The sequence below is a fragment of the Alteribacter keqinensis genome, from assembly GCF_003710255.1.
In the GTDB taxonomy this organism is placed as follows: domain Bacteria; phylum Bacillota; class Bacilli; order Bacillales; family Salisediminibacteriaceae; genus Alteribacter; species Alteribacter keqinensis.
Window position 1 is genome coordinate 1,087,977 of the sequence record NZ_RHIB01000001.1, and the last position, 13,459, is coordinate 1,101,435.

At 44.4% G+C, this 13,459-nt stretch carries 14 protein-coding genes and 1 riboswitch; of the genes, 8 read left to right on the forward strand and 6 right to left on the reverse strand.

Annotated features, from left to right (window positions below; all coding sequences use genetic code 11):
- The first annotated feature begins 24 nt into the window (after positions 1–24).
- Complete coding sequence (locus tag EBO34_RS05380; RefSeq protein WP_122896891.1) at positions 25–1,071, forward strand: peptidoglycan-binding protein; 1,047 nt, start codon at positions 25–27, stop codon at positions 1,069–1,071.
- A gap of 84 nt (positions 1,072–1,155) precedes the next feature.
- Here the strand turns inward: EBO34_RS05380 and EBO34_RS05385 are convergent, their stop codons facing one another.
- Positions 1,156–2,541: a hypothetical protein gene (locus tag EBO34_RS05385; protein WP_249414014.1), complete on the reverse strand. Its 1,386-nt coding sequence runs from the start codon at positions 2,539–2,541 to the stop codon at positions 1,156–1,158.
- Between the two features lie 203 nt (positions 2,542–2,744).
- Positions 2,745–3,131, reverse strand: coding sequence for a kinase-associated lipoprotein KapB (kapB, locus tag EBO34_RS05390; RefSeq protein ID WP_122896893.1), 387 nt, complete (start codon positions 3,129–3,131; stop codon positions 2,745–2,747).
- A 243-nt stretch (positions 3,132–3,374) separates the two neighbouring features.
- On the opposite strand from kapB, the gene EBO34_RS21195 reads away from it, so the two are divergent.
- The 3 genes from EBO34_RS21195 to EBO34_RS05405 all read left to right on the forward strand — a co-directional run bounded on the left by EBO34_RS21195 (position 3,375) and on the right by EBO34_RS05405 (position 6,395).
- Complete coding sequence (locus EBO34_RS21195) at positions 3,375–3,533, forward strand: HPr family phosphocarrier protein (RefSeq protein ID WP_429699429.1); 159 nt, start codon at positions 3,375–3,377, stop codon at positions 3,531–3,533.
- 121 nt (positions 3,534–3,654) lie between these two features.
- A complete protein-coding gene (locus tag EBO34_RS05400) occupies positions 3,655–5,043 on the forward strand; it encodes a TldD/PmbA family protein (RefSeq protein ID WP_122896895.1) in 1,389 nt (462 codons plus the stop codon).
- Entirely contained in the window at positions 5,043–6,395 is a 1,353-nt protein-coding gene (locus EBO34_RS05405; protein ID WP_122896896.1) for a TldD/PmbA family protein, read from the forward strand. The genes EBO34_RS05400 and EBO34_RS05405 overlap by 1 nt, the downstream gene beginning before the upstream one ends.
- A 51-nt stretch (positions 6,396–6,446) precedes the next feature.
- Here the strand turns inward: EBO34_RS05405 and EBO34_RS05410 are convergent, their stop codons facing one another.
- The 4 genes from EBO34_RS05410 to EBO34_RS05425 form a co-directional block, all read right to left on the reverse strand.
- A complete protein-coding gene (locus EBO34_RS05410; RefSeq protein WP_122896897.1) occupies positions 6,447–6,701 on the reverse strand; it encodes a hypothetical protein in 255 nt (84 codons plus the stop codon).
- Between the two features lie 69 nt (positions 6,702–6,770).
- On the reverse strand, positions 6,771–7,514 hold the full coding sequence (locus EBO34_RS05415) for a protein-glutamine gamma-glutamyltransferase (RefSeq protein ID WP_183163726.1): 744 nt from the start codon (positions 7,512–7,514) through the stop codon (positions 6,771–6,773).
- A gap of 99 nt (positions 7,515–7,613) precedes the next feature.
- The gene (locus EBO34_RS05420; protein WP_122896899.1) at positions 7,614–8,492 is read right to left on the reverse strand and encodes a DMT family transporter; all 879 of its coding nucleotides are present in this window, start codon (positions 8,490–8,492) and stop codon (positions 7,614–7,616) included.
- A gap of 62 nt (positions 8,493–8,554) precedes the next feature.
- Positions 8,555–9,355: an SDR family NAD(P)-dependent oxidoreductase gene (locus EBO34_RS05425; RefSeq protein WP_122896900.1), complete on the reverse strand. Its 801-nt coding sequence runs from the start codon at positions 9,353–9,355 to the stop codon at positions 8,555–8,557.
- A gap of 150 nt (positions 9,356–9,505) precedes the next feature.
- On the opposite strand from EBO34_RS05425, the gene EBO34_RS05430 reads away from it, so the two are divergent.
- From EBO34_RS05430 to metC, 4 genes are all read left to right on the forward strand, one after another.
- Positions 9,506–10,231 (forward strand): HAD family hydrolase, encoded by a 726-nt coding sequence (locus tag EBO34_RS05430; RefSeq protein WP_183163727.1) that lies wholly within the window; start codon positions 9,506–9,508, stop codon positions 10,229–10,231.
- A 16-nt stretch (positions 10,232–10,247) separates the two neighbouring features.
- Positions 10,248–10,889: a fumarylacetoacetate hydrolase family protein gene (locus EBO34_RS05435; protein ID WP_122896902.1), complete on the forward strand. Its 642-nt coding sequence runs from the start codon at positions 10,248–10,250 to the stop codon at positions 10,887–10,889.
- A gap of 94 nt (positions 10,890–10,983) precedes the next feature.
- Positions 10,984–11,086, forward strand: a riboswitch (SAM riboswitch).
- Between the two features lie 92 nt (positions 11,087–11,178).
- The gene (locus EBO34_RS05440) at positions 11,179–12,297 is read left to right on the forward strand and encodes a methionine biosynthesis PLP-dependent protein (protein ID WP_122896903.1); all 1,119 of its coding nucleotides are present in this window, start codon (positions 11,179–11,181) and stop codon (positions 12,295–12,297) included.
- A complete protein-coding gene (gene metC, locus EBO34_RS05445; protein WP_122896904.1) occupies positions 12,297–13,448 on the forward strand; it encodes a cystathionine beta-lyase in 1,152 nt (383 codons plus the stop codon). The genes EBO34_RS05440 and metC overlap by 1 nt, the downstream gene beginning before the upstream one ends.
- The last annotated feature ends 11 nt before the right edge of the window (positions 13,449–13,459 follow it).

The window sequence follows — 13,459 nt, forward strand, 5'->3', positions numbered from 1 at the left end:
ACTTACGAAGGAGGGCGAACAGTAATGGAATTTACCTTATTAACGGGGAAAAGGGTTGCAATGATGGTTTTGGCATTTGCATCATTTTTCTTAATCAGTATCGGTGAAACTAAAGCAGAGTCGCTTTTAGGAGATAAGCTTCTGCACGAAGGTAAAAGTCATGAACAGGTCAGTTTGCTTCAGGAGTTGTTGAGTGAAAGAGGATACATAGAGAGTGAGGTACAGGAAGGTACGTATGATCAGGCTACACGTAACGCTGTTATGTCTTTTCAAAAAGAGCACAGCCTCTTAACCGATGGTGTGGCAGGCCCTCAGACTTTAGGCGCACTTCAGGTCCTGAGACAAGGTGATGAGGGACAGGTTGTACTCGCACTTCAGGAAGACCTTGCTGCACTTGGAGTTTATACAGGAAAATTGGACGGAGAATTTGGTCCCGTTACACACCGCTCCGTTAAAACTTTTCAACAGGAAAACGGAATTCTTGTTGATGGTCTCGCTGGTCCTCAGACTTACGGAAAACTCCACAAGGCGTTAAACAATCCGGGTACGCTTGTTTCACCTTCATCATCCTCATCTTCAAATGAGGCCTCTTCATCATTAAATTCGTCAGACTCTGGCACATCCTCTTCTGCCAATAGCGGCTCAGCTTCAAATTCAGAAGGCTCCACATCTTCTTCATCAGAGAGCAGCAGCTCAGAATCATCAGGGCAGGCGAACGCTGAAACAAATGATGCATCTTCTTCCGGTACAGACCGATCAGGCAATACATCTGCCAGCCAGGGACAAACTATGACGGTAGAAGCGACTGCGTACACCGCTTACTGTAATGGATGCTCAGGTATTACGGCAACAGGACTTGACCTTCGTTCGAACCCGGGTAAAAAGGTAATTGCTGTTGATCCATCCGTCATTCCCCTTGGCAGCACTGTCCATGTTGAAGGATATGGAACGTTTATTGCAGGAGATACAGGCGGTGCCATCCGCGGGAACAAAATTGATATCTTTATGCCAAGCAGGGAAGATGCCATTCAATTTGGACGCAGAACAGTAACAATCACGGTTCAGAATTAATCGTTTGATTTGATTAAACAACTGGTAAGGGCGGAAAAAAGTACAATACCTTCTAATCCGCCCTCATTTTACTGTAAATGGTTATCAGATAATCCCTGCCTTAAGAACAAGATACAATATGGTTGTCAGGAAAAAGGCCAGTACTAGAACAAACACCGCATTCTGCCTCACTACGGTTATCGGACGCTGATCCATTAACCTGGAAGCCATCAGGACCTGCCCGGAAAAGGGTGACATTTGGGTTGAGGTCGTCCATGCAATCAGTAAAAGCATCGCCATAAATTCCGGGGAAACACCAAATCCGGAAGGTGTGAGAGAACTTCCTATACCTATAATAATAATGACCGGATGAATGCCAATCTGGGCAAGCAGAATGGTAAGCCCTACAATAAACAGGCTTAGCAGGTAAACAGAACCCATGGAAGCATCAAAAAGTATTTCAGAAACGTAGCCTCCGAAATCGGTCTGAGAGAGAGCCATACCGAAATAACCGGCGCTGATAAAAACAGCAAGTTCATTTTTCAGCCTCAAAAATGTATGCTGCACCTGCTCGGATACGTCCTGCATGTAGGATTTCACCAGATTGTTGATCACAGCCCATAAAAATGGAAGCAAGAGAGCCACAAGGGATACAACAGTGAGCATGTTTACATGAAGAAGGTAGTCAAGCAAAAAAGACAGCGTGATTAATACAGCACAAAATATATAAAAAGGGGTTAACGAGCGGTTTTGTGACGTTACAGAGTTGCGGTCATTCTGTTGAACCAATGTTTCGTCCTTAAATGAAATGAACCTGAAAAAAATCCAGGAGACGATCAGGTACACAACAGCAAGAAAGACAGCATATCCTCCGATATCAAACCAGGAAAGCTGGAATAATACGAGAACCAGTCCTACGTTAACAAAGTATGGGGACCACATCATACAAAAGCCGAAAGCCCGCATAACATTCAGGGTCAGTTTCTTATCCTTGTATGCAGAAAAACTCTCTTCTGCAATCCGTTTTACGATGGCCATAGACCCGTAGTTTAATAATATACCAATGGAAGCGGTCAGAAAATAACTAAGCCGATAAGGGTGCTGAGATCCTTTATGTTCCCGTTCCTGTACTTTTTCCTTTAGGGCACTCAGGTAACCCGCAGTACTCATAAACGTTCCGATGAGTGGGATAAGTAAAAAAAGACTGAGCAGGTTCAGATTTTCTCCAAAGCCAAGAACAGCAGTCTGAACAGATAACTGTTCTGCATAAACGCAGTAACTCCCTACAGAAATAAGACTAAGTACAACGATACGACTGATCGTGGAAATGTAGAAAAAAGCACAGATAAGGAGAAAGGCTCCGATTAAACTAAATGTGATTGAAATCCAAAAGCTTGGAATAAAATGTTCAATTAAGTATAAGATCGCGGCAAGGTAGGCAAGTACACCCAGCCACCCCATTAGAGATTTTGAGGAGAACGTTGGTTTCATCTCCTTTACTGTGATTTAAAGCAACTTAAAGCAACCCGCTCGTGCTTAAATGTCCGGACCTCACTGGTAACATACACCGGCAGCATATGCTCAAGTACAAGCAAGATGAAATTCATGAAGCCATAGGGTTAAAAGCAGTCCGGCCGGGTAACAGAAAAAGGATGCATCAAGGCAGACAGGCCCTTGCACACATCCTTTACACGTTATGAACCAAAGTAGTCTTTTTCAAGCCGCTTCAGGTTTTCAAGAGCTTTCTGACTCCATTCCGTCGACTCATCCTCCAGGTGGCTCATTTCTTCGTGTAATGCTTTTTTTAATGAATCTCTGTAGGGGGGAACCTCTCCTTCATACGGTTTTACATAGGCTTTAGGAACGTTGGTTTTTTCCCTTTCCCCCAGTGCACGGCGCTCATGAAAAAAGGGCACGTTGACCTGGTTCGGGTTATGAAGGTCACCTTGTTTAGGGTGCTTTAATACTGCTTTAATTTTCAATACATAACGGTCCTGTTTAATTTCCGTAATTTCACCAATATACTTACCGGTTTTATATAAGCCTGTAACGGTTTCTCCTACCTGGTAGGTTTCATTCATCTTAATCCCTCCCGTTCCCTGATAATAACACAAGTTTGAAAAAAGAAGGCAAATAATCTGACAGCTTCATAGCGCCACAGTTGAAATTCCTGCTATACTCCTACGAAAGAAATCCTAAAATATGGAGGGAAATGAACTGTGGAACAGGTAACGTATGATTTTAGCATGGGGAGTGGACTTTCTGTTCAGAAGATCCTTAACCTTATCCAGGTAACCAGCTTGTTTGACAGTGATGTGTAAATAATAAAAAATGAAAAAGCGTACAATCTCAAAAGCGTCCTCGGTGTTATGAACCTGTTTTTCACAACAAACCGAAATCAGACTTTTACAGTGAGCATTAAAGGTGAAGATGCAGAATATGCATTAAAAGAAATTACAAGGTTTATTCACTATCATCAATAACATTGTCCTATCCTCATGCATTTTGGCATGGGATTTATTTTTGTTATCGAAATATCCTCAATTTTCCTATACAATTAGGAGAAGACTTATTATTTGTACAATTTCACAATGGAGGGATCGAATGCTTGCTCAATCAGTCATAGAAAACATAATCGACGCTGCACTAAGTACAGGTGGTGATTTTGCAGAAGTCTTTGCAGAAGACAAGGTGAACTCGAGTATAGTTCTGATAGGAGGAAAGGTAGAGAGAAGTATTTCAGGTAAGGATTTCGGCATTGGAGTACGTATTTTTAAAGGAACGAACAGTGTGTACGCCTACACAAATGACCATACAGAAGACCGCCTGATTGCAATGGCAAAAAAGGCCAGTCAGGCTTTATCCGGGGAAGGCAGAACCGAAGCTGTAAAGCTGCAAACTGAAAAAGTGAATACGATTCATCCGGTCACATTCGCCCCCTTGGACGTTGCCAAATCAAAAAAAGTGGCAGTAATGAGAGATATTTACCAGGTGGCTAAAAACTACGACCAGCTGATATCACAAGTAACGATCGGTTATAACGATGTTGACCAGAACGTACTTATTGCCAACTCTGAAGGGCGGTTAGTAGAGGACCGCCGCATCCGCACACGGCTGTCAGCCCAGACCGTAGCCTCAAACGGGGAGGAAATGCAGACAGGTTCCTATTCTCCCGGAGCCCATAAAGGGTTCGAGCTGATGGAGGATCTTGATCTGTCCTACTACGGATCAGAAGCTGCACGAATTGCCGTTACGATGCTGAAAGCAGACGAATGCCCGAGCGGCCAGTTCCCTGTTATTATTGACAATGACTTCGGAGGGGTTATTTTTCATGAAGCATGCGGGCACGGACTCGAGGCCACCTCGGTAGCTAAGGGCAATTCCGTTTTTGCAGGACGTCTCGGAGAAAGAGTTGCACCTGACATCGTCACGTATATCGATGACGGGACTCTGCCAAATGAGTGGGGTTCACAGAACATTGACGATGAAGGAGAAAAAACCCGCAAAAACGTATTGATTGAAAACGGGATTTTAAAAGGATACTTGATTGATAAACTCGGCGGCAGGAGAATGGGAATGCCCTCAACAGGCTCCAGCAGGAGGGAATCGTATAAATTTGCCCCTACGTCGCGAATGACAAACACGTTTATTGCACCTGGAATTTCCACACCGGAGGAAATCATCGCGAACACAGAATTCGGTATTTACGCAAAATACATGGGAGGCGGTTCAGTCAATCCGGCTACTGCAGACTACAACTTTGCAGTGAACGAAGGATATATCGTCAGAAACGGAAAGATTGCCGAACCTGTCCGGGGTGCGACACTCATCGGTAATGGAGCTAAAACGCTTCAAAAGGTGGATATGGTCGGGAACAATCTTGGTCACGGTCAGGGGATGTGCGGGTCTGTGAGCGGTTCAATTCCCGCTAATGTCGGCCAGCCGATGATTCGTGTAAGTGAAATTACTGTTGGCGGAAGGAGGCAGGCATAATGGAAATGACTGCATTTAAGGAGAGACTGTTTAAGGCAGGCTCAAAAGCAGGCTTTGAAGAAATGGAGCTTTACTACGTAAATGGAGAAAAGTTCAGTACGAAAGTTTACGAGAATGAAGTGGACAGCTACACAGTTGCAAATGACGGTGGTTTATCCTTCCGGGGGCTTATAGACGGGCAGATGGGTTATGCCTATACAGAAAAAATTGATGAGACATCTATAGATCTACTTGTACAGGAAGCAAAAGAAAACCTTGGCATTCTTGATACGGAGGACAGAGAAGACCTCTTTGAAGGATCTTCTTCCTATCCGCAACTTGACTTGTACGCAGAAAAACTTGAACAGATTACACCACAGGAGAAGATTGCTTTTTTAAAAAAGCTTGAGAAGGCTTGTAAGGATCAAAGTGAAAAAGTATCAAGTGTCAATTACTGTATGCTTCAATCCTTTGCTTCAGAAAAAAGAATCGCAAACTCAAAAGGGCTTGACGTACAAAATAAAGGAAACGCCGTATATGTGTTTGTTTCGGTTGTAGTAAAAGAAAAAGAGGATATTAAAAGTGCCCAGACTCTGAAGGTGTCCCGTGATTTTTCGAAGTTTGATGCCGGGAAAATTGCAGAGGAAGTGGTTGCCGAGGCACTGAGCTATCTGGGGGCTGAACCGGTTAAGAGCGGACAGTACCCGGTAATCCTTAAAAACAAAGCAGCAGCCTCTCTCTTTCAGACATTCGTTGGTTCCTTTTCAGCTGAAAATATTCAAAAAGGGAAGTCACGTCTCGCCGGGAAGATCGGAGAAAAAGTGGCGGGGGAAAACATCACGGTCATCGACAATCCCCACGATGAGAAGCGGTTCTCAAGCCGTTCTTTCGACAGTGAAGGGGTTCCCACGAAGCCATTGAATGTGATTGAAAACGGCGTACTGCAAACATTTCTTCATAACAGGAAAACAGCAAAGAAAGACGGAGTGTCACCAACGGGGCATGCTTCCAAAGCTTCGTATAAAGGAACAATCGGGATTTCTCCTTCGAACATGACCATTAAGGCCGGTAAGAAGAGCTACGATGATTTGATATCAGAAAGTCAGGAAGCGGTGGTCATTACGGATCTTCAGGGGCTGCACTCAGGAGCAAATCCGATTTCAGGGGATTTCTCCCTTGCTGCTCACGGATACCTTGTAAAAGCCGGGAAGATTGTACGGCCGGTAAATCAGATTACTGTAGCAGGAAACTTTTTTACCCTTCTGCAGCAGGTGGAGGAGGTAGGAAATGACCTGGAAATCGAACTGCCCAGCGGTGGATCGATCGGATCCCCAAGCTTAAAAGTGGCAAACCTGAGCATCGGAGGAAAATAAAAAAACAGTCGCAAGAGGGATTTCCCCCTTTTTGCGACTGTTTTTTCGAAATTATACTTCAATAAGTTCATGAGAAAGTTCTTGTTCGAGGAAACCGGCAGTACCTATGTTACTCTCTAGATCCACGATATAAATGGTTTTCCCTTTTTGAATCCAGGAAGTATAGGTGTCAAAAAACGGGTGTGTTTCAGAAAAATAGCGCTGAAGCTCCTCCGGCGTTTTGCAGGCTTCTTTTACAGTCCCCTTACCCACATACTCACTTCTGCCATGCTTATTTACATAAACGGTATCTCCTGATTTAAACATGTTATCACCCCAGGTTGTAATCGCTGTCTTTACTATAGCATAGGAGTGTTTCCTTCTACAAAGCAGGAATTATCTTACATAAAAACGGCTCAGATAACGAAAGTCCGGTCTTACAATAAAGTTATTCAAAAACGCAGAACGCCTGGCAAAGGGCATTCGCTTTGAGTTTAAAAAGTCCAGAATTTCGCGGGCGGGTACGATCCCGATCCCGTGACCAAAGTACAGATCTCCATTCATTAGAATAGCATTTTCACCCCGCCATTCAGGGGTGGCTCTGTTGTAGTCAGGGCTGTCAAAATACACACAGTCCCCGGGAATGTAGTCCGTACTTACATGACCTGCAAGGCCTAGGTCCCGGTCAGATTCCCATGAAAAGAGATAGATGTGAGGGAACAGTCGGTTAAACATTGCAGGTCCCAGGGCATCAAGGACCGCCTTATAGTAAACGATAATAATCGCAACAGCACATTCAAAAGCGTATAAAGACCCGTTTACGAAGATATCGTTGATTGCTGCATGAGGTGGAATTCCCGGCCGGAGGTAAAATCCTCCCCTGCGGGTCCGGTACCATACATATTCGTTACAGTAAGAAGTTGTAAAAGTAGCAAAGGATGCACCACTGTAGTTTAAGCCTTCAGAAGCCCGCAAAATGTGCACCCTTAAGTAAAGCTCAAAATAGAGCTCGTGTAGGGAATTGTAGTCATAAATATCACGATAATCAGCCATCAGCCTTAAAATCCGCTGCTGTTCTGGAATTAATTCAGCCATATTCACTGTAGAAAGATCCAGTTCGCGTGAGTTTATCCTGATCATCATATCCGCTCCTTTGATGTATTGACTCTACGAAGCGAGCAAAGGACATTTGAGTTCTTTAAAGGATATGATTGGAACGAAGATAGTGACCAATTTCTTTTAACCGAGAAGAGAAATCAGTCCCGCACCGATAAAAACGAGAATGCCCACAATGAGGAGCACCGGAGGAATGGTCTCTTCTTTTTTAAGAAAAAAATAAGCCAGGATGACGGTTATGACAGGGTCGACAGCAAGAATTGCCACGGAATAGCTTACATAAATGAGGGAGGCGGACAGGTAAAAGAACAGGAGGGCAAATCCTGTCAGTATTCCTGCCCAAATATAGTGGGGGTAACGAAAGGAAGCTTTCATGAAAACAAAGAAAGAATTATCTGTCCTGAATGTTTCATAGACAGTCAGAACAAATAAAGCGATTACGGTACCGATGAACGCTCCAAGGACAGGTTCGTATAATACATTCATTGCTTCTTTTGTGAGTCCCTGTCCAAAGCCGTAACCAACTGCTGCAAGAAGGGCATACAAGTATCCTGACCGCTGGACTTTGGTCCGGTCTTCTTTAAACGTGAAGACGGCCAGCACAAATAAGCCTGTCAGGATACAGATGATACCGATCATGGGACCGGGAGCAATACGTTCATGGAGAAAGAACAATGCGAAGATCAGTGTAAATACCGGTGCGGAATTTTTTATGGAAACGGCTTTAGAAGAACCGTTTATCCGAATGCTTTTGTATAATAGTGGTCTGCCTATAACATTTATTAAAAAACCTGCAGTGGCAAAAAGGAGTATTCCATTTACAGTCAGTTGAGGTGGTTCTTTTATAAACGAAGCCGCCAGAAGTGCTGCCCCTAAAACAAGGACGTTCATCAGGGTAATGACCCATAGCCCGTTTGTTGTTGAATGGGTCATTCCTTTTTTCAACACAATGTTTGTGATGGAAAAGCAGAGTGCTGATAAGAAAGCGAGTAAAAACCCCATAACCGTCACCCTCACAGATTCGTTATCTGTTAGGTTATGTTAAAACCGGGCAGAAGTGACCATTACCTCATGACGCTCCCTCCGGATATTTTCACAGATTCACCAATGATATTGGAGGCTGCATCAGTGAGGAGGAACAATATGGTGTTGGCTACTTCTTCAGGTTCTGTCAGCCGGCCTGAAGGAAGACCCTCCTCAACGATTTTCAGCTGTTCTTCAAACGAGCGGTTCTGCCGCTTTCCTTTTCGCGAAATGGCATCACGAGCCATTTGTGTATTTACAAATCCGGGACATACTGCATTAACACGGATATTGTTTTCGATTGCTTCTACTGCCAGTGCCTGGGTGAAACCGGTAAGAGCGAATTTGGATGCACTGTAGGCGCTGTTGCCATAGGTGCCTCTTAAACCGGAAAGGGAAGAGACATTCACAATGGTCCCATGCTGTTTCTCGATCATCTGATTGTATACCGCCTGTGTAAATAAGACCGTAGACGTAAAGTTAAGCTCCAGAATGTTTCTGAGATCGTCCTCTGAGAGACGCTCAACTGTATCCCCGCCTCCGATCCCCGCAGCATTAACGAGACCGGTTACTGGCCCAAGGTTTCCGGCTGCCTGCTTTAGGAGTGACTCCCGGTCATGTTTCTTTGTCAGATCGCTTATGTGTGCATATATACTGGCATCCTGATTGCTGTTTTCAAGTTCTTCTTTTATTTTATAAAGCTTCTTTTCATTTCTCCCGGTAATCGTAATCGATGCTCCAAGCTCTGTTGCAATTTTTGCAGTCTCATACCCGATCCCGCCTGTAGCTCCGGTAATCAGGAGATGCTTATCATTGAATGATTCCTTGTTAAAAACCGTCATAAGTATCGCCTCCTTCAACGTTTATGTGTTCCATGTTACCCATTTCCATTTCTCCTGAAACAGGCGGAGGGAGTCATTTCCTGAGAGAAATATTAATGATCATGGTATAATTTGGTCGCATGACAATTTTATAAAAGCGAGGCGTTCATCATGGTAAAGGTTATCTTATTTGATTTGGATGGGACACTGCTTCCCATGGACACGGAAGCTTTTGTAGAAAATTACATAAAAGAACTTGCACCAAGAGTCGCTCACATCATAGACCCGAAAAAATTTGTACAGGCCCTCTGGGCGGGAACGGAAGCCATGATCAAAAACAAGGACCATCAAAAAACAAATGAAGCGGTATTTGAAGAAACCTTTCTCTCGTTAATCCCGGTAACTAAAGAAGAGATATGGCCAACACTTGACGCTTTTTATGAAAAGGTCTTTCCCGGGTTTTCTCATATGAGCGAGCCGACTCCACTTGCAAAGGAGGTTGTGGAAGAGGCTGTGGAAAAGGGATATCGCGTTGCTATTGCAACAAATCCGGTTTTTCCAAGAGCAGCCATCAACCACAGAGTAAACTGGGCTGGAATATCACATATTCCCTTTGAACTGGTAACCGTCTATGAGGAAAGTGTTTACACGAAGCCACATACAGAATATTACAAACACATTTGTGACCAGTTGGAGGTAAACCCGGATGACTGCTTGATGGTAGGTAATGACAAGCAGGAAGATATGTCCGCCAGTGCCATCGGGATGAAAACGTATCTTGTTGAAGGTCACGTGATCGACAGGGGTGCTCCTCAATTCACAATTGATGACAACGGAACTTTGGAAGACTTTTATGAAGATCTGAAGAATGGCAGCGGTGTATTCCAGTACAGCTGAAGGTGGAGGGATTACAGTGGAGAATATCAAGAACATTTTTTGTATCGGACGTAATTATGCTAAGCATGCAGAGGAACTTGGAAACCAGATACCAAAGTCACCTCTTATTTTCTCTAAACCAACCGGTTCCCTTGTAAAAGCAGAGAATCAGGATATTATGTTTCCTTCTGACCGGGGACCTGTCCATTACGAAGCGGAGATTGTTCTTTTTATTGGAAAAGAGGTCGGATCTACGTTCGAAGTTGAAGATGTTGTCGATAAAATGGCGTTAGGGATCGACTTTACTCTAAGGGACGAACAAACGAGGCTTAAAGAAAAAGGCCATCCATGGTTAAAGGCAAAAGGGTTTAAAAATGCTGCGCTGGTAACGGAATTCTGGCCTTTCCCAGGCCTTAATACTTGTCAGGAAACGGATTTTACCCTTGTTCAAAACGGAAATGAAGTCCAAAGAGGAAACATTCAAAACATGATGTTTGATTTTCACAGAATTATAAAGGACTGTCATGATTTATTCGGCCTTGCACCGGGAGATATCATTTATACCGGAACCCCTGAAGGCGTCGGCCAGATTACTGCCGGTGATGAGTATGTCCTCAAGTGGGGAGACAAAGAAAAAGGACGGTTTACGGTCAATAAGTACGAGCGTACAGGAATATAATGGAACTTGTCGGATGTATAAAACAACTGTTGCGTTCTTTACCGTACTCATATACAATAGGAGACAATATTTAAATTAAGTGAATATTTACACAATCTTATCACGAGAGACGGAGGGAAAGGCCCGATGAAGTCTCAGCAACCAACCAATAAGGTCAGGTGCTAATTCCTGCGCATTTGTTCGCGCAAAGATAAGAAGAGGCTGATGTGTTTTTACATACTGACCTTCTTCTTATTTTTATAAGAAGAAGGTTTTTTATTATTTATTACTCTCTAGGAGGCTGTCAAACGTGTACCGAAAAGAACTGGAAACGACCTTTGTACAAATTGGAAACCGTAAAGATGAAACGACAGGCGCCGTCAATGCCCCGATTTACTGTTCGACAGCCTACAGGCACGAAGGAATAGGGCAGTCCACAGGCTATGATTATTCCAGGACAGGAAACCCGACACGGATTATTTTAGAAGATGCCATAGCTGAGCTGGAAGGAGGAGACCGGGGATTTGCCTGTTCATCCGGAATGGCGGCGATCCAGGTTGTATTATCCCTGTTTGAGAGCGGTGATGAGATTATTGCATCCAGCGACCTGTACGGAGGAACCTACCGCCTTTTTGAAGAGGGATGGAAACGGTGGGGGCTGTCTTTTTCCTATGCAGACGGCCGGGATCCTGAGACGTTCCGGTCGCTTATTACAGAAAAAACCAAAGCACTCTTTATCGAAACACCGACAAACCCACTGATGCACGAAGCAGACCTTGGCGCCGTCAGTAAACTGGCGGAAGAAAACAACCTGCTTTTGATCGTAGATAATACGTTTTATACACCTTTGCTCCAACGGCCAATAAAGGAAGGTGCACATATTGTCATTCACAGTGCTTCTAAATATCTTGCGGGGCATAACGATGTGATTGCCGGTTTAATTGTGACTAAAGGAGAGCATCTCTCAGAGAGACTGTTTTACTTTTTCAACAGTATGGGTCCCGTTCTTTCCCCCCTTGATTCGTGGCTTGTGATGAGAGGAATGAAGACACTGCCTCTCAGAATGGAAAAACATCAGGAGAATGCCAGGGCTGTTGCAGATTACCTGCGTGGTCATAATGACGTTTCCGATGTAATCTACCCGGGCTATGGGGGAATGCTTTCATTTCGCGTAACCAATGAACACAAGGTAGATGATTTACTGCAAAACCTTAGTCTGATTACATTCGCCGAAAGTCTTGGTGGTGTTGAAAGCCTTATGACGTATCCGGCTACACAAACTCATGCAGATATTCCAGAACAGGTAAGGAATGAACTGGGGGTATGTAACCGCCTCCTCCGCTTTTCAGTCGGAATCGAATCGGCTGAAGATTTAATCGGGGATTTAGACCAGGCCTTTAAAGCTGTTCGATCAAAGGAGGACTGTTGATGCTCACGGAAAAAGAGGAACTGAGTTTACAGACAAGACTGCTTCACCACAAATATAAAAGTGATTCACAGACAGGAGCGGTAAGTGTTCCGATACAGCATGCCTCAACGTTTCACCAGGAAACCCTGGACTCGTTCGGAAAGTATGATTACGCACGGTCCGGCAATCCAACAAGAGAAGCCCTGGAGGAGATCATTGCAGGCCTTGAAAACGGTACAAAAGGGTTTGCCTTTGCTTCAGGAATGGCTGCTATTTCAACCACGTTTATGCTTTTGTCTGCCGGGGATCATCTCGTGATCACAGAAGATGTGTATGGCGGCAGTTACAGAATGACAACAGAAGTGCTCACCCGTATGGGTATTGAACACACTTTTGTTGATATGACGAATGTAGAAAGTGTGGAAAGAGCGGTTCGTCCAAATACCCGGATGATATACATGGAAACACCATCAAACCCGACGATGAAAATTACACCGGTAAAAGAGATTACCGGTCTTGCCAGAGAAAATGACTGTATCAGTGTCGTTGACAATACGTTTTTAACCCCTGTCCTTCAGCGCCCCCTTGACCTCGGGGCAGATATTGTCGTCCATAGTGCAACAAAATTTATCGGGGGCCACAGCGATGTAGTGGCGGGGCTTGCTGTAGTAAAAGACCCAGTCATTGCCGAAAAGATAGGATTTTTACAAAACAGCTTCGGGGCCATTCTCGGGCCTCAGGACGCATGGCTGATTATGCGGGGCATTAAAACGATGCATACAAGAATGGAAGCGTCGGAAAAGTCTGCTTTGAAAATCGCCCGCAGGCTCAGTGAACATCCGGCCGTCAACCGTGTTTATTACCCGGGCCTTGAAACTCACTCGGGTTATGACCAGAATAAGCTGCAGTCAGAAGGTTCCGGTGCTGTTTTATCTTTTGAGTTAAGCGATAGAAGTCACGTAAAAAAAGTAGTGGAATCTGTACAGCTGCCTGTATTTGCCGTGAGTCTCGGGGCTGTTGAGTCCATTCTTTCCTATCCGGCGCAGATGTCCCATGCGGCAATGCCCCAGGCAGAAAGGGAGAAGAGGGGGATCACCGACGGCCTTCTCAGATTATCCGTCGGTCTGGAAAAAGCAGAAGACATCATAACAGATTTGGAACGAGCATTTTAGCCGGAAAGGAG